Origin of the sequence: Allobosea sp. TAB14 (assembly GCF_052113865.1) — a bacterium.
GTDB classification, from domain to species: Bacteria; Pseudomonadota; Alphaproteobacteria; order Rhizobiales; family Beijerinckiaceae; genus Allobosea; species Allobosea spartocytisi.
Window position 1 is genome coordinate 1 of record NZ_JBFRDQ010000002.1, and the last position, 21,281, is coordinate 21,281.

The 21,281-nt window shown below is 68.7% G+C and carries 19 protein-coding genes; 12 read left to right on the top strand and 7 right to left on the bottom strand.

Annotated features, from left to right (window positions below; genetic code table 11):
- The first annotated feature begins 115 nt into the window (after positions 1-115).
- The 4 genes from AB4Y99_RS00455 (at position 116) to AB4Y99_RS00470 (ending at position 3,970) form a co-directional block, all read left to right on the top strand.
- On the top strand, positions 116-1,108 hold the full coding sequence (locus AB4Y99_RS00455) for an extracellular solute-binding protein (RefSeq protein ID WP_441521983.1): 993 nt from the start codon (positions 116-118) through the stop codon (positions 1,106-1,108).
- 188 nt (positions 1,109-1,296) lie between these two features.
- Complete coding sequence (locus AB4Y99_RS00460; protein ID WP_191125023.1) at positions 1,297-2,133, top strand: ABC transporter permease; 837 nt, start codon at positions 1,297-1,299, stop codon at positions 2,131-2,133.
- Positions 2,133-2,945, top strand: coding sequence for an ABC transporter permease (locus AB4Y99_RS00465; protein WP_441522031.1), 813 nt, complete (start codon positions 2,133-2,135; stop codon positions 2,943-2,945). Before AB4Y99_RS00460 ends, AB4Y99_RS00465 begins: the two co-directional genes overlap by 1 nt.
- Positions 2,946-2,995: 50 nt before the next feature.
- Positions 2,996-3,970: a LysR family transcriptional regulator gene (locus tag AB4Y99_RS00470; RefSeq protein ID WP_441521984.1), complete on the top strand. Its 975-nt coding sequence runs from the start codon at positions 2,996-2,998 to the stop codon at positions 3,968-3,970.
- 6 nt (positions 3,971-3,976) lie between these two features.
- On the opposite strand, the gene AB4Y99_RS00475 is transcribed toward AB4Y99_RS00470, so the two are convergent.
- Positions 3,977-5,269, bottom strand: a complete 1,293-nt coding sequence (locus tag AB4Y99_RS00475; RefSeq protein WP_441521985.1) for a M20/M25/M40 family metallo-hydrolase — start codon at positions 5,267-5,269, stop codon at positions 3,977-3,979.
- A gap of 114 nt (positions 5,270-5,383) precedes the next feature.
- On the bottom strand, positions 5,384-6,316 hold the full coding sequence (locus AB4Y99_RS00480) for an acetamidase/formamidase family protein (RefSeq protein ID WP_441521986.1): 933 nt from the start codon (positions 6,314-6,316) through the stop codon (positions 5,384-5,386).
- A 260-nt stretch (positions 6,317-6,576) separates the two neighbouring features.
- Between AB4Y99_RS00480 and AB4Y99_RS00485 the strand changes: the two genes are divergently transcribed.
- From AB4Y99_RS00485 to AB4Y99_RS00500, 4 genes are all read left to right on the top strand, one after another.
- Positions 6,577-7,518, top strand: coding sequence for an ABC transporter permease (locus AB4Y99_RS00485; RefSeq protein ID WP_441521987.1), 942 nt, complete (start codon positions 6,577-6,579; stop codon positions 7,516-7,518).
- On the top strand, positions 7,518-8,399 hold the full coding sequence (locus AB4Y99_RS00490; RefSeq protein WP_441521988.1) for an ABC transporter permease: 882 nt from the start codon (positions 7,518-7,520) through the stop codon (positions 8,397-8,399). Before AB4Y99_RS00485 ends, AB4Y99_RS00490 begins: the two co-directional genes overlap by 1 nt.
- A 4-nt stretch (positions 8,400-8,403) precedes the next feature.
- On the top strand, positions 8,404-9,171 hold the full coding sequence (locus AB4Y99_RS00495) for a glycerophosphodiester phosphodiesterase (RefSeq protein ID WP_441521989.1): 768 nt from the start codon (positions 8,404-8,406) through the stop codon (positions 9,169-9,171).
- A 62-nt stretch (positions 9,172-9,233) separates the two neighbouring features.
- On the top strand, positions 9,234-10,796 hold the full coding sequence (locus AB4Y99_RS00500) for an ABC transporter substrate-binding protein (RefSeq protein WP_441521990.1): 1,563 nt from the start codon (positions 9,234-9,236) through the stop codon (positions 10,794-10,796).
- A gap of 104 nt (positions 10,797-10,900) precedes the next feature.
- Here the strand turns inward: AB4Y99_RS00500 and AB4Y99_RS00505 are convergent, their stop codons facing one another.
- From AB4Y99_RS00505 to AB4Y99_RS00525, 5 genes are all read right to left on the bottom strand, one after another.
- Complete coding sequence (locus tag AB4Y99_RS00505; RefSeq protein ID WP_441521991.1) at positions 10,901-12,370, bottom strand: alkaline phosphatase family protein; 1,470 nt, start codon at positions 12,368-12,370, stop codon at positions 10,901-10,903.
- A gap of 29 nt (positions 12,371-12,399) precedes the next feature.
- Positions 12,400-13,383, bottom strand: coding sequence for an ABC transporter ATP-binding protein (locus AB4Y99_RS00510; protein ID WP_441521992.1), 984 nt, complete (start codon positions 13,381-13,383; stop codon positions 12,400-12,402).
- A complete protein-coding gene (locus AB4Y99_RS00515) occupies positions 13,380-14,471 on the bottom strand; it encodes an ABC transporter ATP-binding protein (RefSeq protein WP_441521993.1) in 1,092 nt (363 codons plus the stop codon). The genes AB4Y99_RS00510 and AB4Y99_RS00515 overlap by 4 nt, the downstream gene beginning before the upstream one ends.
- Positions 14,472-14,529: 58 nt before the next feature.
- Complete coding sequence (locus tag AB4Y99_RS00520; protein WP_441521994.1) at positions 14,530-15,171, bottom strand: NrsF family protein; 642 nt, start codon at positions 15,169-15,171, stop codon at positions 14,530-14,532.
- A gap of 82 nt (positions 15,172-15,253) precedes the next feature.
- A complete protein-coding gene (locus AB4Y99_RS00525) occupies positions 15,254-15,829 on the bottom strand; it encodes a sigma-70 family RNA polymerase sigma factor (RefSeq protein ID WP_441521995.1) in 576 nt (191 codons plus the stop codon).
- A gap of 164 nt (positions 15,830-15,993) precedes the next feature.
- Here AB4Y99_RS00525 and AB4Y99_RS00530 point away from each other — a divergent pair, with 164 nt between their 5' ends.
- The 4 genes from AB4Y99_RS00530 (at position 15,994) to AB4Y99_RS00545 (ending at position 21,280) form a co-directional block, all read left to right on the top strand.
- On the top strand, positions 15,994-16,890 hold the full coding sequence (locus AB4Y99_RS00530) for a CE1 family esterase (protein WP_441521996.1): 897 nt from the start codon (positions 15,994-15,996) through the stop codon (positions 16,888-16,890).
- A 73-nt stretch (positions 16,891-16,963) separates the two neighbouring features.
- Positions 16,964-18,616, top strand: coding sequence for a thiamine pyrophosphate-binding protein (locus AB4Y99_RS00535; protein ID WP_441521997.1), 1,653 nt, complete (start codon positions 16,964-16,966; stop codon positions 18,614-18,616).
- A complete protein-coding gene (locus tag AB4Y99_RS00540) occupies positions 18,616-19,812 on the top strand; it encodes an OpgC family protein (protein WP_441521998.1) in 1,197 nt (398 codons plus the stop codon). The genes AB4Y99_RS00535 and AB4Y99_RS00540 overlap by 1 nt, the downstream gene beginning before the upstream one ends.
- A 70-nt stretch (positions 19,813-19,882) precedes the next feature.
- Positions 19,883-21,280, top strand: a complete 1,398-nt coding sequence (locus tag AB4Y99_RS00545; RefSeq protein WP_441521999.1) for a tetratricopeptide repeat protein — start codon at positions 19,883-19,885, stop codon at positions 21,278-21,280.
- The last annotated feature ends 1 nt before the right edge of the window (position 21,281 follow it).

Genomic DNA, 21,281 nt, shown 5'->3' on the forward strand with positions numbered 1-21,281 from the left:
GCCGGGGCCGGTGCCGACAGAGACGACCTTCACGCCCGTGCCGACAGAGACGACCTTCACGCCCGGATGGGCCTTCTCGAACATCGGCCCGAGATAGTCCTTGACGTAATCGACCATGTTCTGGTCGCCCGCGGAGGCGACGTTGAGGGTCTGCGCGGATAGCGGCGATGCCGGCTCGCAGAAGATCTACGAGAAGCTCGACGCCCAGAAGGGTTCGGCCACGACCGATTTCGACGTCGTCGTGATCCACCAGAAGGCCGCCGGCCAGATGGTCAAGGAAGGCCTGCTCGCCAAGTACACGGCCAATGTCGACACTTCGAAGCTCGTTTCCAGCGAGACGGCGAAGAACTCGCTCGGCTCCGACGTCTCCGGCTATGTCATGCCGATGTTCCAGTCGCAGACGGCGCTCGCCTACAACGCCGACATGCTGAAGAACCCGCCCGCCAACTTCACCGAGCTGAAGGAGTGGGTGAAGAAGAACCCGAAGCAGTTCGGCTATAACGGCATCAAGGGCGGCATGTCCGGCGTCGCTTTCGTCGCCGGCTGGGTCTACGCCTTCGGCGGCGACGCTAACAAGCTGATCCAGGGCCCTTATGACGCGGCCGAGAAAGCCAAGTGGGACGCCGCCTTCGGAGAGCTCAAGGAGTTCAACAAGAACGCCGTGATCACCCCCGGCAATGCCGGCACGCTCGACATGCTCAACCGCGGCGAGATCGCGATGGGACCGGTCTGGGTCGACATGTTCTATTCCTGGCAGGCCGACGGCAAGCTGCCGCCGAGCATGAAGCTGAAGCTCGCCTCGCCCGGCATGCCCGGCCAGCCGATGTATTATTCGGTTCCGGAGAAGTCGGCTCAGAAGAAGCTGGCCGAGGAGTTCATCGCGCTCGCCACCTCGCCGCAGGTCCAGGCCGACGGCATCGTCAAGAAGTTCAACTGGTATCCGGGCATCGACGCCAAGAACCTCGAAGGCAAGCTCGACAAGGCCGCCTGGGACAAGCTCTTCACCGACATCACCCCGGCCGACCTGTCCAAGAACGCCAAGCCCTTCCCGATCGCGCCCTACTTCAACGACATCCTCGAGGGCTACGAGAAGAAGGTCGCGAACTGATCTGCTTACGACGGGATGATGCGGGGAGACACCGCGTCATCCCGGGCTGAGCGAAGCGAACACCCGGGATCCATGCCGGAACGGTTCAGGCATGGATCCCGGATCGGCGCGGCTGACGCCGCTTGTCCGGGATGACCTCGCGGTTCCGGATGCCCACCACCCATTCGTCGCTGAGAGCGCCGCTCGCCATGAGCCTTTCCCAACGCAATCTCGCCTTGCTGCTGATCGCGCCCGGCCTCGCGCTCGTGGCCGCGCTGTTCATCTATCCGCTCAGTTTCTCGCTGATCTCGGCCTTTACCGGGCCGGAAGGCGGCTTCTCGCTGCAGGCCTTCGGCAAGGCCTGGGAGCTCTATTCCGGCGACGTCGTCTTCACCGTCGTCATCGTGCTCGCCTCCTGCCTGTTCACCGCGATTGCCGCGATCGTCATCGCCGGCACGCTGACGCTCGGCGAGAATCCTTACATCGTCGGTACGCTGAAAGCGCTCTATCGCTGGCCGCTCTTCATCCCCTTCATCGTCGCGGCGCAATGCATGCGCACCTTCCTCGCCAAGAACGGGCTGATGAACAACAGCTTCGTCTCGCTGGGCCTGATGGAGCCGCTGCAGGCGGTGAGCTTTCTCGACTGGCGCGGCATCATCGCGACCTTCGTCTGGAAGCAGACGCCCTTCGTCGCGCTGCTGCTCGCCGGCGCGTTGGCCTCGATCGACCGCGCCACGCTCGAAGCCGGCCGCAATCTCGGCGCTTCGCGCCTGCGGGTGATGATCGAGCTCGCCCTGCCGCAGGTGATGCCGACGCTGCTCGTCGCGCTCGTCCTCTCCTTCGTGACGATGCTCTCGGTGCTCTCGGTGCCCATGATGGTGGCGGGTTCGCAGCCGACCATGCTGACCGTCGACATGGCCTTCCGCATCAATGCCTATGGCGACTACGCCACGGCCAACGCACTCGGCGTCATCACCTATCTGATCTCGGCCGGCGCGGCGATCATCTATCTCAAGCGCGGCATGGCCAAGGAGGGCACGCCATGATGCGGCTTGCTTCCACCGCGCGGGCGACGATCGCTGCCTTCCTGCTCGCCGCCTTCGCCTTCGTGCTGATCGGCCCGCTCGCGAACCTCGCGCTCTGGTCCGTCGCCGAGCGCTGGTACACGCCCTACAAGCTGCCGGTCGTCTACGGCACGCGCTACTGGGAGCAGGTCTTCCGGCCGACCGGCGACGCCATGGCTTCGCTCGGCACCTCCGTCTGGATCGCGGTGCTGACGGTCATTGTCGCGCTCGCGCTGTCGATCCCGGCCGGCTACGCGCTGGCACGATTGAAGCTGCCGGCGCGCGCCTTCTTCATGATCCTGTTCCTGCTGCCGCAGGCGTTTCCCTCGGTTGCGATCTACATCAACGTCGCCCGCATCTTCTACCAGCTCGGCATCAACGGCACGGTCTTCGCCGTCGTGCTGGTCCATGCCGCCCATGGTCTCGTCTATTCCGTCTGGATCGCGGCGGCGGCCTTCGGCGCCGTCGACAGGGACCTGGAACTGGCCGCCCGCAATATCGGGGCTTCCCCGCTCAAGGCCTTCTTCTCGGTGACGCTGCCGCTGGCTGCGCCCGGCATCATCGCGAGCGGCATCTTCGTCTTCCTGGAGTCGCTCGACGAGTTCACCGGCACCTTCTTCGTCGGCGTGCCGCAGGTCACGACGCTGCCGCTGCTGCTCTACAACGCGGCGATGGGCGGCAATTATCAGGTCGCCTCGATCACCGCGCTGATCCTGCTGGTGCCCTCGGTGCTGTTCATGCTGTTCATCGAGCGCTTCCTGCGCGCCGATGTGCTGGCCAAGGTCGGTGCCTGAGCGGCATCGGCCGATTGTCCGGCGCCTCCGGCGGGCGTAAGCGCTTGTCGATGACGATCGGTCAGAGATTAGCCTTCGACCTGCGCCAACTCGCGGTCTTCTGCGCCGTCGTCGAGACGGGCAGCATGACCAGGGGCGCCCGCCAGCTCGGCCTGACGCAATCGGCCGCCTCGCAGCTCGTCGCCGCGCTGGAGAAGGCGATGGGCGTTCCGCTGATCGACCGCGATATCCGCCCGCTCCGCGCCACCATGGCCGGGCGACTGCTGGCCGAGCGCGGGCAGGAGTTGCTGCGGCAGGCGCATGAGCTCGACACCGCCGTGCGCCTCAATGCCCGCGACGCCATTCCGGCGCTCAGGATCGCGATGATCGATTCGCTCAGCACGACGCTGGGGCCGGATTTCATCCGTGAATTGCGCAAGAGCTTTCCGCGCTGCGCCTTGATCGCCAATCCGCGCGAGCTCAGCGAGCAGCAGTTCAACGCCCGCCAGATCGACATGATCGTCGGCGTCGACTTTCTGCAGGAGGTCGAGACGGCGATGGCGATTCCGCTGCTGGCGGAGCCTTTCGCGCTGGCCTTGCCGGCCGAGTGGGACATGGAGGTCGGCAAGCTTTCCGATCTGAACGGCCGCAGCATGATCCGCTACACGCTGCGCACCAGCACGGGCCGGCAGGTCGAGCAGGCGCTGAGCCGGCTGCGGCTCGATTTTCCGCGCGAGGTCGAGAGCGATACGGCCGAGACGGTGCTGACCATGGTTTCCGCCGGGCTCGGCTGGGCCATCACCACGCCGCTGATGGCGCTGCAGGCCCGTTCGCGCCTGGCCGGCGTGCGGCTGCTGCCGGTGCCGGGGCTGAGCCTGCGGCGGCGGGTCGATCTCTATGCCCGCAAGGGCGAGCTCGGCGCGATTCCCCAGGAGATCGCCGCCATCCTGCACACGCTCATCCAGGACAAGCTCGTGCCGGAATTGCGGGAGGTCGCACCCTGGATCGGCGACGGCTTGCGGGTTTTCCCCCAGCCCCGCGGCTGATGCGCTTCAGGCCTTCGCGCCTGCCGAGCCGAGATAGTCGACGGTGCAGGCGATGTGCAGCTTCATCACCGCGATCACCTCCTCCAGCGTCGCATGCTCCTCATCCGTGCCCATGCTGATCGGGGAGGGGCCGCAGATCAGCGCCGGTACGCCGCGCCAGCGCCAGTAGCGTGTGTCGGTGCCGCCGAGGCTTGAGACGGGCGGTGCGTCATGGCCGAGCAGGTCGCGGATATTGCCGCGCAGGATATTGGCCATCTCGCTGAAGGGGTCGGTCAGGCTCGCCGGATAGCTGTGGTCCTCGTTCACGACCATCTCGCAATCGGCTTCGCGGGCGAGGGCTTCGAGATCGGCGCGGATCGCGTCGCGGTCCGAGCCGATGGGCATGCGCATGTCGAGATGAGCGATGCAATGCGTCGGGATCTGCGTCGCCTTCTGCCCGCCCTGCATGATGCCGACATTGACGGTGATGCGCCGGGCGATGTCTGCGGCACCTTTCCCAAGATTGTGGTCGGCCGCCGCGATGGTCTCGGGCGAGGTCAGCACCGCGTCGATCTCGGGCGGCAGCGTCGCGAGCTTGAGGTGGTAGCGGTCATAGATCAGGTTCACCAGCCGGCTGACATCGGCGATGGGGTTGCGCGCCCGGTGCGAATAGCCGCCATGGCCGCCGATGCTCTTCGCCGAAAGCGAGAAGCGCAGCGTGCCCTTTTCGGTGAAGCGCAGATTGGAGAGGCCGCTCGGCTCGCCATTGAGGCAGCAATCGCCGACCATCTCGCTCTCGAAATTGTCGAACAGGAATTTCGTGCCGTAGCGCCCGCCCGACTGCTCGTCGGAGACGACGGTCAGCGTCAGCGCGCCGTTCAGCCAGCCGCGATAGGGGTAGAGCCAGCAATAGGTCAGGATCGAGGCGAGCGTGCCGGTCTTCATGTCGGAAGCGCCGCGGCCCATGATCTTGCCGTCGACGATCTCGGCCTCCCAGAGCCTCTCATTGGTGACCGGGAAGATGTCCATATGGCCGTTGAGCACGAGATGGCGGCCGGGATTTCCGGTCTCCCAGCGGCCGATGATGTTCGGCATCTCCGGCGTGAAGGCCTCGGTGCGATGTGGCACGCCCGCCTTGTCCAGCAGCTCGCGCACGAAGTCTGCGGCCTCGCGTGTATCGCCTGGCGGATTGACGCTCTTGATGCGCAGGAAGCGTTGCAGCAGCGCCAGAATCTCGTCGCGGCGCGCATCGACGGCCTGGAGCAGCTCGGCCTTGAGCTTGGCGGGGTCCCTGGTCATCGTGCTACCGGCAGCTTGCATGGTTGGATCGTCGTTGGCGCGATCCAACCATGGCGAGGCTCGTGGCTGGCTCTTCATGGTGAAATTTAATGAAGAGCATCAGCTTGCCTTCTTCTGTGGCGGGGGGCTCTGCCCTCAGCCCTTGCCGCGCAGTGACATGGCGCGGGTGATCTCGGTCTTCTCCAGCCGGCAGGCGACGCAATAGGCCGGGTTGAAGACGTTCGCGATATCGTAGCGCACCGCCTGTCCGAGCAGATGGCTGGCCTCGACGGCATCGACGCCGAGATCGGCCTGGATCCAGCGCAGCATCTCGGTGGTCGCGAATTGCAGCGGCTGGTCGAGCGGGCGCCCGGCGGCGATGACCAGCAGATCGGTCGCGGTCTCGCCGCGCGGCCAGCGCAGGCCCTGCTGCTTGCGCAGCTCGACGCGGAACTCGACCTCGAACGAGGTCTCGACGCCGGTGCCGGCGATCTCGCCGTCACCCTGGCAGGCATGGCCGTCGCCGAGGAAGAACAGGGCGCCGGCCGCGAAGACCGGGAAGGCGATGGTCGCGCCCGGGCCGAAGAACCGATAGTCCATATTGCCGCCATAGGGGCCGCTCGTCGCCGTCGAGATCGCCTGGCCGCGCTCGGGCGCGACGCCGAAGCAGCCGAGCATCGGCTTGAGCGGGAAGCTCCACTCCTTGATGCGCGGCGAGGGATCGAGCAGCTTCACCGTGCCGGCCGTCGCATCGATCGCCCATTCATACCGTTCGCGCTTCGGCAGATCGGCCAGCGCGGCCGGGTCGAGCACGCCGGGCGCCAGCGGCGAATAGGTCCAGCCGGTGCCGCGATTCGGCGTCATCCGCTCGATCGTCACCAGCAGCGCGTCGCCGGGCTCGGCGCCGGTCACGAAGAACGGACCGGTCATCGGGTTGCCGCGCGGCGCCTTCTGGCCGCCGTCATGCCCGACCCCGGCCGCGTCGAGCGTCGTCGTGACGACGCTGTCGCCGCTTGCGATTTCCAGCACGGCCGGCAGGGTGCCGATCACGTTCGAATACTGCGTCGGCTGGAAATGATGGCGCGTCATGACGGACCTCTGCTGCGGCAAGCTTACGCGAAGCGGCGATCCGCTCCGTGGTGAAATCGTAAGGAAAGAAGCGCGGCCGGGAAGGGGCAATGACGGCAGGGCGCCCCGCTCGTTTCGCCGGGACAGGTCAGTGCCGAGTGCGAGACGCATGGATCGCCCGCCCGGCGCGGCGACAAAGGGAAGGCGATCAGCGGCTTGTCATCAGCCTGTCGCAAGAGGGCTTGCAGAAGCACCTTCCCCATCTTCTGCACCCGATGTCGATGTTTCGTTTCCTGACCCTTCGCAGTCTGCGCGCTTTGCTGACCATCGCGATCTGCGTGTCGGCCGTGTTCCTCGCCTTGCGCCTGGCCGGCGACCCGGCCGAGATCATGCTGCCGAGCGACACGCCGCCGGATGTGCGGGCTCATTATCGCGAGGCCTGGGGCCTCGACCGGCCGCTGGCCGAGCAATATCTGCGCTATGTCGCCAGCGCGGTTCGCGGCGATTTCGGCCTGTCCTTCGCCGATGACCGGCCGGCCTTCGCCGCCGTGGTCGAGGCCCTGCCGAAGACCTTCCTACTCGGCTCCTCCGCGCTGATGCTGGCGCTCCTCGTCGGCCTGCCGCTCGGCGTCCTCGCCGCCTTGCGCCACAACCGCGCCGCCGACCGGCTCGCCATGGCAGCGGCGGTGTTCGGCTATGCCATTCCCGTCTTCTTCCTCGGCATCCTGCTCATCCTGCTCTTCGCGCTGAAGCTGCGCGTGCTGCCCTCGGCCGGCTCGGACAGCCTCTGGCACCTGATCCTGCCGACGGTGACGCTCGGCCTGCCGCTCGCGGGAAGGCTTGCGCGCTTCGCCCGCACCGCGACGCTGGAAGTGCTGGGCAAGCCCTATATCCGGGCGGCGCGCGGACGCGGCGTGATGCCGCTTCGCGTGATCATCCGGCATGCCCTGCCCAATGCGGCGGTACCGCTGCTGATGTTCATCGGCATCGAGATCGGCCATATCCTCGCCGGCAGCGCGGTGGTCGAGACCATCTTCGCCTGGCCGGGGGTCGGCCGGCTCCTGGTCGATTCGGTTTCGACGCGCGACCTCGCCGTGGTCCAGGCCGTGATCTTCACCGTGACGGTCATCATGGTCGGCGCCAATCTCCTGGTCGATATCGTGCATATCCTCATCGATCCCCGGCTCGGCGGCTTCTCCCGCGCCCTTGGGAAACAGGCCTGATGGCGGCCGTCGACCTGTCCGCCGCGCCGGCGCCGGCCACCCGCGCCTCCGGCAACCGGATGTCGCCGGTCGTCAAGCTCTCGGCCGGTTTCCTGCTTGCCGTGGTGCTGGTCGCGCTGCTCGCGGATTGGCTGGCGCCGCTGCCCTACACCGCGCAGAACCTCGCCGCCCGGCTGAAGCCGCCTCTCACGGAAGCCGGGGGCACGACCCACTGGCTCGGCACCGACCAGCTCGGCCGCGACATCCTGAGCCGGATGATCTTCGCGGTCCGCACCTCGATCCTGATCGCCGTGATGGGCACCCTGATCGGCGCCGTGTTCGGCACGCTGCTCGGCTTCATCGCGGCGCGGCTGCGCGGCTTCGTCGACCAGGCCATCATGATGCTGGTCGATGCCCAGGCGGCGATTCCGGCGCTCTTCCTCGCGCTGACCATGCTGGCCTTCTTCGGCAACAACATCGTCCTGTTCATCATCCTCGTCAGCATCGACGGCTGGGATCGCTATACGAGGCTGGAGCGCGGGCTGGTCGTCTCCGAGCAGGAGAGCGACTACATCAATGCCGTCGAGGCGCTGGGTGCGAGCCCGTCGCGGGTCGTCCTGCGCCATCTCCTGCCCAATATCGCCGCGGCGCTGGTGGTCCAGGCGACGCTGAACTTCCCCGGCACGATCCTGCTCGAAACCTCGCTCTCCTTCCTCGGGCTCGGCGTGCAGCCGCCGGGCACCTCGCTCGGGCTGATGCTGGGCGAAGGTCGCCGCTACCTGCTGAACGCCTGGTGGATCGCGGTCTTTCCGGGCCTGACGATCTTCCTGACGACGCTGTCGATGAGCCTGTTCGGCGACTGGCTGCGCGATCGTTTCGACCCGACCAGCGAGAGGCACTGACGCGATGCGACCCGGTTTCTTCGCCGCCGCTCCCCGCCCGCTCGCGATCGCGCATCGGGGCGGAGCCCTGCTCGGGCCGGAGAACACGGCCGAGGCCTTCGCGTCTTCCGCCGGGGCCGGCGCCGAGATGGTTGAAACCGATCTGCGCCTGAGCGCGGACGGCGCGTTCGTCTGTCTGCACGATGCCGATCTGACGCGCCTTGCCGGCTATCCGCGACGGGTCGCCGACACCGATCTCGCGACGCTTCGGACCATCCTGCCCGGCCTGCTGACGCTCGACGAGGCGATCTCGGCCTCCGCGCCGCTCGGGCTCCTGCTCGACGTCAAGCTGCGCGACCCCGCCATCCTGCCACCGATCCTGGCCGCGCTGGAGGCCGCCGATGCGCTTCCGCGCAGCCTACTTGGCCTTCGCGACATCGATCTGATCGCGGCGGCGCGCCGGCTGTCGCCGGAGATCGCGATCCTGGCCTTGCTGCCCGACCCCGACAGCGTCGCCGAGGCGCGTGCTGCCGGCGCCGACGGGTTCCGCCTCTGGCAGGGCGATGCGACGCCGGAGCGGCTCGATGCGGTGCGCGATGCCGGCATGACAACCGTCATCATGGCCGGCCAGCCGCGTTCGGTGCCCGAGCCCGGCTATCCGCCTTTCCCGGTCGGCCGGATCGATGCGCAGGGCATCGCCCGCATTCTGGCGCTCGGTCCCGACGCCGTGATGCTCGATGATCCCAGCCTGCTTCTCTCGGCCCGAACTGTCACCGGCCCGTCGTCAATCTGATGCAAGGCAGCCGCATCGCGGCGCGGCTTGCCAGCGCCGCTCGATGTCTTGCGAGGAACCCCATGCCCGTCCTGTCCCGCCGCCGCTTCATTGAGGGCGCTGCCGCCCTGCCGGTCGCGTTCGCTCTGCCGACCGCCTTCGCCGCCGATGACGGTCGCCCGAACTTCACCGTCGCGGTGGCCGATCTGCCGGCGACGCTGGAACCGGCGCGCGAGCTCTCCAATGTCGGCACCCGCGTCACCTATTCGATCTTCGACACGCTGATCCGGCGTGATTTCCTCGGTGCTGCCGATGGCGGCGGTTCGGAACTCAAGCCGCATCTGGCGACCAAATGGGAGCGTGTCTCGCCGCAGGAACTCGTCGTCACGCTGCGCCAGGGCGTGAAGTTCCACAATGGTGACGAGCTGACCTCGGAGGACGTCGCCTACACCTTCCGCGAAGGCCGGATGTGGGGCGACAAGGCCCAGATCCCGGGCGGCAAGCCCTATTTCGGCATCCTCGCCGGCGTCGAGCCGATCGACCGCTACACCGTGCGCTTCAAGACCAAGGTCGCCGATGTGCTGCTGGAGCAGCGCCTCGCCTCCTGGTGCGCCTGGATCGTCAACAAGCGCGCCTATGAGGCGATGGGCTTCGAGGCCTATTCGCGCAAGCCCGTCGCGACAGGCCCCTACCGCGTCGTCTCGCATTCGGCCGCCGACGCCACGGTGCTGGAAGCCTTCGACGACTATTTCATGGGCAAGCCGACGGCCAAGCGCGTCATCTTCAAGCGCGTGCCGGAGCTGGCAGCGCGCGTTGCCGGCCTCGTCGCGGGCGATTACGACCTCGTCACCAATATCCCGCCCGACCAGATGAGCGTCGTCGGCGGCTACAAGGACATCGACGTGCGCTCGGTCGTGCTCGCGAATGTCCATGTCCTCGCCTATAACGAGCAGGACAAGGTGCTCTCCGACAAGCGCGTCCGGCAGGCGCTGAACTACGCGATCGACCGCCAGAAGCTGGTCGAGGCGCTCTGGCAGGGCACGGCGCAGGTGCCGGCGAGCCATAATTTCCCGGAATACGGCCCAATGTTCGTCGAGGGCCGCAAGCTCTCCTACGACCCAGCCAAGGCGCGGGCCCTGCTCAAGGAAGCCGGCTACAAGGGCGAGCCGATCGTCTACCGGACGCAGGCCAACTACTACACCAATGCGCTCGAGGCAGCGCAGATCCTGACCGAGCAGTGGAAGGCCGTCGGCATCAACGCCTCGCTGCAGGTCGTCGAGAACTCGACCCAGATGCGCGGCGCCAACACGCAGATCTTCAACTGGTCGAACTCCACGCGCTTGCCCGATCCGCTGGGGTCCATCTGGGTGGCCTGGGGCCCGGCCGGCGAGATCCAGGTCTCGAAGTTCTGGACCTCGACGCAGGCCTTCAACAAGGCAGGCACGGCGCTGGAGGCCGAGACCGATCCGGTGAAGCGCAAGGCGCTGTTCACCGAGATGCTCGACATCTGGGAGGACGAGGCGCCGGCGACGATCCTCTACCAGCCGAGCGAGGCCTACGCGATCAAGAAGTCGATCGGCTGGCGGCCGACGACCTTCTACTTCATGGACCTGCGACCGGACAATCTGAGCTTCGCCAGGGCCTGAGGCTTCGGTTCGGCCTCTGCAATGGGAAAGGGCGGCCATGGGCCGCCCTTTTTGCATTCGACGCCGTCACGGGCTTGCCGCGCCAGGTTGGAAACCCGTGAGCTCTACTGCCCGCCGCCGAGGATGAAGCGCCGGCCGTCCTGCTCGACGATATCGACATGCTGGGCGAAGGAACCGCTGCCGGCCGAATGCCGCGCGACGCGGGCCTCCTCCCGCGGCGGAGCGGCGAGATTGCGCCCCATCATCGTCGCCGCCGGCGCGAGATCGAGCAGCCCCAACACGGTCGGGCCGATATCGATGATACCGGCGGGTTCCTGCGAGACGCCGCCATGGCCGCTGGCATCGCCGAGGATCAGCACGGTGTTCAATTCATGCGGGTTGATGCCGCCATGCATGCCGCCACCGAGCGGCACGTCGCCCGGCGTCATCGCGCCGAGGCCGGGCAGGCCGTACTGATCGGCCTCGAGCGTCGATTTCAGGATGAACATCAATTCCGGCTGGCGCTCGGCATGGCCCGTATTCATCAGGCTCAATGAGAGCGTGCCCGCGACTTCGCCCTCGACGCCGTTACGGTCGCGCGAGAAGACATGGCCGATGGTGGGATGCTCCATCAGCCAGCTTGCGATGCGCTCGACTTCGCCGCGCTCGCCCTCGCGCAGGCGGATTTCACCGCTCATCCCGCCGGTGGCGACAAGGGGCGCGCCGTTGATCGCCTTCTCCGCGCTGAGGTCGAAGCCGGCCTCGCGCGCCGTCTCGAACAGCGGCTCGACCGAACCGGTCGAGATCTGCCCATGGTCGGAAGCGACGATCACCGCGATGCGCTCGGCATCGGCTTGAGCCTCGACCCAGTCGAGAATGCTGCCGAAGGCGCGGTCGGCTTCGCGCAGGCCGGCCATGGCTTCGGGAGAGCCGAGACCGCGATAGTGGAAGGTCGTGTCGGGCTCGTTGAACCAGATCAGGGCGACATCCGGCCGGAGTTCCGGCAGCACGATCTCGGTCATCACGCGCCCGCCATAGGCAAGCTCCTGCAGCCGGGGCAATTCGCGCTCCGGCAGCGGGCCGAGGCGGGCGATCGCCTGCTCGACCGCCTCCGGCGTCTGCGTCGCCCCGGCGCCGTGCATCGAGAAGGTCCAGTGCCCGTTGGCACGGGCGCGCGGATTGATGAAATGCGCCGAGCCGGCCGAACCGGTATGCACCACCGCCAGCCGCTTGCCGGCGCGGGCCAGCACGTCGCCGAAGGTGTCGGCGGCGAGCAGGCGCCCGTCATGATGCGCCTCGGCGCGGCGGATCTGGGCGGCATCGCTGGTATCGAACATCCGCTCGGGGATCGCCTCGCGATGATAGAAGGCGTTGCCGACGATGCCGTGGACGATCGGTGGCGCGCCGGCCGCGATCGAGCTCGTCGCCACCCGCGTCACCGAGGGAAAGACGCTCCGCGCCTGCCGGAACCAGGTTCCGCGCGCGGCGAGCCGCAGGATGTTCGGCGTGAGCTCGGGCGTGACGAGATCCGGCCGCAAGCCGTCGAAGACGGCGATGACGACACGGTCGGCGGTCGGCTGGTTGGGGCGGCTCATCTCGTCTCCGGGGTCGGCAAGGCAAACGGTCAGGCTGCGGCCATGGCGGGCGCCGCCGCCGCCAGATGGCAGGCGGCGAGCCGGCCATCGGCCACGGGCCGCAGCACGGGCACCTCCTCCCGGCAGCGGGCCACGGTGCGCGGGCAGCGCGGATGGAAGGCGCAGCCCGAAGGCCTGTCGACGGGATTCGGCGGGTCGCCCTTCAGGATGATGCGCCCTTGCGTGCCGCGCAACGGCGTCGGCACGGCCGAAACCAGCGCCKCCGTATAGGGATGGGCCGGCGCATGGAACAGCGCATCCGGCGGCCCCTGCTCGACGATGCGGCCGAGATACATCACCGCGACCTCGTCGGCGATCTGCCGGACCACCTTGAGATCGTGGCTGATGAAGAGATAGGCCATGCTGAAGCGCGCCTGCAGATCCTGCATCAGGTTGATGACCTGCGCCGCGACCGAGACGTCGAGCGCCGAGATCGGCTCGTCGCAGACGAGCAGCGCCGGCTCGAGCACCAGCGCGCGGGCGAGCAGGACGCGCTGGCGCTGCCCGCCCGAAAGCTCATGCGGATAGCGCTCGAACAGATCGGCCCGCAGGCCCACCGCGTCGAACAGCGCGAGCGCCTTCTGCCGCTGTGCTTCCGCGCTGTCTTCTAGCTTGTGGATGACCAGCGGTTCGACGACCTGCTGCCCGACCGGCAGGCGCCGGTCGAGCGCGGAGAGCGGGTCCTGATGGACGAGCTGCATGCGGCGGCGCAAGGCGCGCCAGGCTCGGTCGCGCTGTGCGGTCACCGGTTGGCCCTCGAAGTCGATCTGCCCCCGCGTCGCTGGCAGGAGGCCGAGCGCGAGCTTGGCGGTGGTCGACTTGCCGCAACCGGATTCGCCGACGATGCCGAGCGTCCGGCCGCGTTCGAGCGAGAAGCTCACCCCGTCGACGGCATGCAGGATCCGGCGCACGCCGCCGGCTGTCGAGACCGGGTATTCGCGGGCGAGGTCGCGAACATCGAGAAGAACGCTCATGCCGGCGCCCCGACCTGCGCTGGCATCGTCATGACCGGAAGGGCCGCGCTTTCAAGCGAGATCGGCTCGCCAAGCCGCAGGCAGGCCGCGCGCTGGTCCTGCGCTGCGAAGGTGAGTTCCGGCAGCTCGTGGCTGCAACGCTCGACGGCGATCGGGCAGCGCGGCGCGAAGGCGCAGCCGGGCGGAATGGCGGCGGGTGCCGGCACGGTGCCGGGGATCGGCGTCAGCCGCTGGCGCGGACCGGTAAGCGTCGGCAGCGCCGCGAGCAGGCCCTGGGTGTAGGGGTGGCGCGGGCGGGTGAGCAGGTCATGCGTCGCCGCGGTTTCGACGATCCGTCCCGCATACATCACCGCGATCCGCTCGCAGAGATCGCCGACGACGCCGATATCGTGCGAGATCAGGATCAGCGCCATGCCGGTCTCGCGGCGCAGCTCGCGGATCAGGTCGAGAACCTGGGCCTGGATGGTGGCGTCGAGCGCCGTCGTCGGCTCGTCGGCCACCAGCACATCGGGCTCGCCCGCCAGCGCCAGTGCGATCATCACGCGCTGGTTCATGCCGCCCGAGAATTCATGCGGATATTGCTTGAGGCGGCGCGGTCCATCGGCGATGCCGACACGGTCCAGCAGGCGCAGCGCCTCGCGGCGCGCCGGTTCCCCGGTCAGGCCACGATGCAGGCGCAGCACCTCCGCGATCTGCGTGCCGATGCGCTGCACCGGGTTCAGCGCGCTGGCCGGATCCTGGAAGATCAGGGCGATGCGGCCGCCGCGGACCCGTGCGAGCTCGCGCTCGGAAAGCCCTCCGACATCCTGCCCGTCGAGCTGGACCTCACCGCCCGTGGTGACGTTGCGCCCGAGCAGGCGCAGCGCCGCGAGCCAGGTGATGCTCTTGCCGCAGCCGGATTCGCCGACGATGCCGAGCGCCTCGCCGCGACCGACCGACAGGTCGATGCCGCGCACGATCGGCACGGTGCCCGACAGGGTGACGGTGAAATCCTGCAGGCGCAGAAGCGCCGGGCGGCCCGCCGTGGCAGCGTGGCCGGGAGCGGACCATTGCGGCCGATCCGGTGATTGACCTGATATTCGCGACATGCCGAGCGGAGTACCGCCCAGCCCATGACCGTCTTGTGACAGCCGGCGGCGCTAGCGCTCACCAGCGCAGGAAGCGCGGGAAGATCAGGGCGCCGAGAACGGTCATCGAGGCGATCGCGATCGTGTACCAGGTTGCCAGGAAAGGCGCCGCGTCGTCGGGGCAGTGCAGCGCATAGGCGATCGTTGCCAGCCCCGCCGAGGCGAGGCCGGCGCAGGCGCCGGTCAGCGGCCCGTCCACCGGAGCTCCTCGGCGCGCCAGCAGCAAGAGCACGATGAGCGGACACAGCGCATAGAGCGGCACGGCGATGAGGCAGGCGCGCCAGTAGCGGCCGAAGATCAGCGTGCTCCATTGCTCCGCCGGCACTTGCGCCAGCGTCAGCAGAGCCCAGCCGGCCGCCAGAAGGATCGGCAACGCCACGAGCGGCAGGCGCCGCGCCGGTTTCAGGCCGGGCCGCAGGCTGCGCTGGAACAGCGGCAGCGCGATGCCGGCGACGCTGGCGCCGAGGAGCATCTTGGCCAGGACCGGCGTGGTCAGCCAGGCACGGCCGAAATCGTGCCGCGCGCCGAGCGTGAGCAGGACGAGTCCGGCCGTCGCCGCGAGCGCGCAGAGGGCGCCGAGCCAGGTGGCGCGGCGCAGCCAGCCGGTATCCACCGGCCGGTGGCTCGCGCTCATCAGGGAAATCAGCTCGTTGGTCTGCATGTCCGTTTTTTCGGTTGTCCTGCTTCAACGGGAATTCGCGGGGCGCTTGCGAAACGTTACGGGTATGGGATGTCGCAGCGGGTCATGTCGGTCTTTCCCCGCGCCGCGAGAGGAATTTCGCCATGGCTTGCAGGCCGCGATGGATCGCGACCTTGGCCGCGTTTTCGGTCATGCCGGCGGCATCCGCCGCCTCCGCGACGCTCGCACCCTGCAGCCTGACCCGGTCGATCAGGCCGCGTGTCCGTTCGGGCAGGCTCGCCATGGCTCGGTCGAGGTCGAGCCGTGCCTCGGTGGATGGCGCCTCCGGCCGGTCGGCGAGCTGGAAGGCTTCGTCGCCGAGTGGCAGGTTGCCGGCATGGCGGCCGGAGCGGCGCAGATGGTCGACCAGCTTGTAACGCGCGATCGCATGGGCCCAGGCCGTGACCGGGCTCGCCGGATCATAGGTGTGGCGCGAGAGGTGCAGCGCCAGCAGCACCTCCTGCAAAACGTCCTCGGCCTCACTCGGCTCATGCCGGCCGGCACGCGCCAGCATCTGCCTGAGATAGCCGCGCAGGCGCCCCCCGATCGCGTCGAGAAAGCGCCGATAGGCGACGGCGTCGCCGGCGAGCGCCGCGAGGAAGACGGGCCTGAGCTGCGTTTCGAACTCTTCGAGCGACAAGGCCGGTGCGCTTTTCCGGTGATGTGGAGCCGATCCCGCTTATCCCGTCGCATGGCGGCGCCCGGCTCACAAGCGCGTGACCGCATGATGAGCCTTGCCGACAGGGCCGATACGCTCGCGCTCCTGCGCAGGGAGGCCGTGCCTGCCTGCCCGGAGGATCGCTGATGGCTCTCGCGGCTCGTTTCGCCTTTCTGGTCGGCTTGGGCGCCATCCTCGCGGCTGCGGCGCCCTTGCAGGCGCAGCAGCCGCGCCCGCTGGCCGAACCCTGCCCGGCCGATGGCGGCTGCAAGGTCGGAAGCGGCTCCTATCGCATCCTGTTGCCGCCGGAGGCCGTTTCGGGACGACAGGGTGGCGCCATCGTCTTTTTCCACGGCTATCAGGGCACGGCCGCGGAGGTGATCGCAGATCCCGCCCTCGTTGCGGTGGCACGGCGGCTCGGCGTTGCGCTGATTGCGCCGGAAGGGCTCGGCCGCAGTTGGTCCTTCCCCGGCTCTCCGGCACACAACCGCGACGAGTTCATTTTTGTCGCCGAGATGCTCGACGATATCGCGCGCCGCTTCCCGGTCGATCCCCACCGGCTGATGGCGAGCGGGTTCTCGCAGGGCGGCTCGATGGTCTGGTATCTCGCCTGCCGGATGCCGACGCGCTTCGCCGCCTTCGCGCCGATCGCCGGTGCCTTCTGGGAGCCTCTGCCGGAGAACTGCGCTGGCCCGCGACCGACGCTGATCCATGTCCATGGCACGAGCGATACCACCGTGCCGCTCGCGGGCCGGGCGCTGCGCCAGGGCTACAGGCAAGGCGATGTCTTCAAGAGCTTCGCCATCCTCGCGCCCGGCGGCTGCACGGCCGGCTGGGCCGATGCGGCGCGCAACGTCGTGGCTGGAGGAACGGCGCTGACCTGCCGGCTGGCAAGCGGCTGCGGCGGCGAGGCGCGGCTCGAGCTCTGCCTGCATGGCGGCGGCCATGTCGCCGATGCGGCCTGGGTCGAGCGCGCCTGGCGCCTGACGATGCCGGCCGAGCCCGCGCCTCTGGCCGCCGGCGCCAGGCTCACATCTCCGTGAGGATGTAACCGGCGCCGCTCCGGCTGCGATCTCACTGGGAACGCCGCCCTCGCGGGCCGCCGGAGAGATGCCTATGCGCCACGACCCGATATCCGCTTCCCGCGCCGCCGGCATCGCCCCGGACGGGCTCGTCACCGGTGCCGACATCATCGCCGCCGGACTGGCCGTGGCAGGCGCGACCCATGCCTTCGGCATCCCGGGCGGCGAGGTGCTGGCGCTGGTCGATGCGCTGGAACGTGCCGGCATCCGCTTCCTGCTCGCCAAGCACGAGAATGCGGCGGGCTTCATGGCCGAGGGGTTGTGGCATGTGACCGGAGCGCTGCCGGTTCTGGTAGCGACGCTGGGTCCCGGCGTCGCCAATGCGGTCAATGTCGTCGCCAATGCCCAGCAGGATCGCGTGCCGCTGCTCTTCATCACCGGCTGCGTCGACCAGGCCCTCGCCGAGAGCTACACCCATCAGGTCTTCGACCATCAGGCCGTGCTGCGGCCGCTGGTCAAGGCGAGTTTCCGTGCCGCGCCCGGAACCGAGGATCTGGTCATCGCCAAGGCGGTCGCGCTCGCCCGGCGCGGACGGCCCGGCCCCGTCCATATCGACCTGCCGATCTCGGTGGCGGAGGCAAGGGGGCCGCGCCGCGCGCCCCGGGCGATGAAGCTGCCCGAGCCGGCCGTGCCGGCCGATCTCGGTCAGGCGGACAAGCTTCTCGCGGCGGCGCGCAGGCCGCTCGTCATCGCCGGGCTCGACCTGGTCAATGACGGCAACGCCGCCGCGCTGGAACGCTTCATCACCCGCACCGGCGCGCCGCTGCTGACGACCTACAAGGCCAAGGGGCTGCTGCCGGAAGCCGACCCGCGCGTCATCGGCGGCGTCGGCCTCTCGCCCGAGGCCGACGCGATCGTCCGGCCATTGATCGAGGCGGCCGATCTGATCGTTCTCGCCGGCTACGACCCGATCGAGATGCGCCAGGGCTGGCGCAATCCCTGGCCGGAGGACAAGCCGGTCATCGACATCGTCGCGGAGGCGCTGCCGCATGGCATGCACAGTTCGACCCTGCTGCTCGAAGGCGATGTCGGCGCCATCCTGACGCGGCTGACGGAAGCGCTCCCGCCCGTGCAAGCCGTCTGGCCCGGCGGCGAGCCCGCGGCGGTGCGGGCCCGCTTCCATGAGGCCTTTGCGGCGCCTCCGATCTGGGGACCGCATGCCGTTTTCGAGGTTCTGCGCGACGTCGCGCCGGCCGGCACGGTCGCGACCGCCGATTCCGGCGCGCATCGCATCCTGCTCAGCCAGATGTGGACTTGCGACGGGCCGCGACGGCTGCTGCAATCGACCGGGCTCTGCACCATGGGTTGCGCCCTGCCGCTGGCCACCGGCGCCGCGCTCGGTGCGGGCCGGCCGGTGCTTTGCTTCGTCGGCGATGCCGGGCTGGAGATGGTGCTCGGCGAACTGGCGACGCTGCGCGATCTCGGGCTGCCCGTGGTCATCGTCACCCTCGTCGACGAAAGCCTCGGCCTGATCGCGCTGAAGCAGCGTCAGATGGGCCTGGCGCGGGCCGGCGTCGATTTCGGTGGCACCGATTTCGCGGCTGTGGCGCGGGCCATGGGCGGCCACGGCGTCGCGGTCGCGGATCGGGACAGCCTGCGCCGTGAGGCTGCCGCCGCCTTCGCCCGAGACGGCTTCACCATCCTCGCCTGCCGCATCGATGCCGGGCAATACGAGGGGGCCTTCTGATGGTCGCGCCTCACGACAAACCGGCAAAGCGCCCACGCGACGAGCGGCTCGATGTCTTCCGCGGCCTGACGATGCTGATCATCTTCATCGCGCATCTGCCGGAGAATAGCTGGAACGCCTGGATTCCGGCTCGCTTCGGCTTCTCCTCCGGCGCCGAGCTCTTCGTCTTCTGCTCCGGCATCGCCAGCGCGCTCGCTTTCGGCAGCGTCTTCGTGCGGCGCGGCCTGTGGCTGGGCACCGCCCGCATCGCCTACCGGATCTGGCAGGTCTACTGGGCTCAGATCGGCGTGGTTCTGGCGCTGATCGCGCTGGCGGCCGGGATCGACCGGCTCTTCGACCTCGGCGTGCTGGCGAAACAGTTTCCGCCGCTCTCCGCCGATCCGGAAGGCGCGCTGCTCGGCTTGGCCACCCTGACCTGGCAGCCGGACTATCTCGACATCCTGCCGATGTATCTCGTCATCCTCGGGCTGGTGCCGGTGATCATGCTGCTCCGGCGCCTGCATGCGGCGCTGCCCTTCCTGCTCGTCGCGCTGCTCTATGCGCTGGTCTGGACGGAAGGGCTGAACCTGCCCGGCAATCCCTGGACCGGGGCCGGCTGGTTCCTGAACCCCTTCGCCTGGCAATTCATCTTCTTCATCGGCTTCTTCAGCGCGATGAAATGGCTGCCGGTGCCTCGCCTCGGCGATGCCCGATTGATGCTGGCGGCGGCGCTCTTCCTCGTGCTGTCGGTGCCGCTCTCCTTCTGGGGCGTGCTCGACCACTGGCCGGCGGCGCAGGCCCTGCACGATCTCATCCTGCCCGCGACCGAGAAGAACGACCTGCACATCCTGCGCGTGCTGCACTTCCTGGCGCTGGCCTATCTCGTGCTGAGCCTGATCGAACCCTGGCGCCAGCGGCTGGACCGCGGCATCGGCCATCTCCTCATCCTGATCGGTCGGCAGTCGCTGGCCTGCTTCCTGGCGAGCGTCGTGCTGGCACGGCTCCTGGGCGTCGTGGCCGATGTCGCCGGCCGCAGCGAACTGGTCGTGACGCTGCTCAACCTCACCGGCTTCGCGCTGATCCTCGCCACGGCGATCGTGGTCGGCTGGTTCAAGAGCGCGCCCTGGCTCGGGCCGGCGCCGAAACCGGCCGTCCAGCCGCCGGCGCCGGCACAGCCCGGCCTCGCCCTGCAAACACGGGTCCGTGAAGCGAGTTGAACGGCGTTTGATCGCGCTTCTGCGAACTCCCTGATGAGCGCTCGAAAAGAGCGCTGCAATGGAGCAGCCCATGTCCCAGCCCCTCTATCACGACCTCTCCGGCGACAGCCTCACCATCGCGAACGATGCCGCGCGCCTCGCCTGGAACGACACGCTGGAAGCCTTGCTGGCCCATGCCGCGGCGACGCCCGAGCATCTCGCCCGCACGCTTGCCTCCGATCCGGATTTCGCGCTCGCTCATGCCGCGAAGGGGCTGATGCTGCTCTCGCTCGCCCGACCCGAACTGCTCGGCCCCGCACGCGACTGCCTCGACAGAGCAAGGGCGGCGAGCCTGCTCCGGCCGATCACGCGGCGCGAGCAGATGGTGATCGAGGCGCTGGCGCTCTGGCTCGACGACGCCCCGCGCCGGGYGGCGGAGCGGCTGGAAGCGATCCTGCTCGCCCATCCCCATGACGTGCTCGCGCTCAAGCTCTCGCACGGCCTGCGCTTCATGCTGGGCGATCAGCGTGAGATGCTCGCCACCCTGCATCGCTTCGCGCCGGGCTTTGACGAGAGCCATCCGCTCGCAGGCTATGTCCATGGCTGCTACGCCTTCGCGCTGGAGGAGCGCGGCCTCTATGCCGAGGCCGAGCGCACCGGCCGCCATGCCGTGAGCCTGAGCCCGCGCGACGCCTGGGGTCGGCATGCCGTCGCCCATGTGCTGGRGATGACCGGCCGCGCCGACGAGGGCGTCGCCTGGCTCGGCGACGGCCGCGAGATCGCCCATGCCAACAATCTGCGCTTCCACATCTTCTGGCACCTCGCGCTGTTCCGGCTGGAGCGCGGCGAGATGGCCGAGGTGCTGCGGCTCTATGACGAGGAGATCCGCGCCGAGCCGACCGACGACTATCGCGACATCGCCAACGGTGCCTCGCTGCTGGCGCGGCTCGACTATGCCGGCGTCGATGTCGGCGATCGCTGGGAGGAGCTTGCCGCCAAGGCGGGAGGCCGGGTGCAGGACGGCCGCCTCGTCTTCGCCGACCTGCACTATCTGCTCTCGCTGCTCGGCGCCGGCCATCGCGATGCCGCCGAGAGCATCGCGCAAAGCCTCGTCCGCGATGCGCATGCCCATCCGAGCCGCGAGCGGGCCGAAGCTGCGCGCAGCGGCGCGCTTGCGGCCCATGGGCTGATCGCCTTCAGCGAAGGCGATCATGCGGAGGCGGCCCGCCTGCTCGGCGCGGCCCGCAGCGGCCTCCTCGCGATCGGTGGCAGCCATGCCCAGCGCGACCTGTTCGAGCAGGCCCATATCGAAAGCCTGATCCGCGCCGGCAGCCACGATCTCGCGGCCCGCATCCTCGAACAGCGCCTCGCCCGGCGCGGCGGCGCCAACCGCTTCGCCATGCGCCGTCTGGCGCAATTGCGCCGCCAGCCCTCGGGCCGTCTCGCCGCGCTTGCCGTCGCTGCGACGCCTCTCGCCATCGCTCACTGAC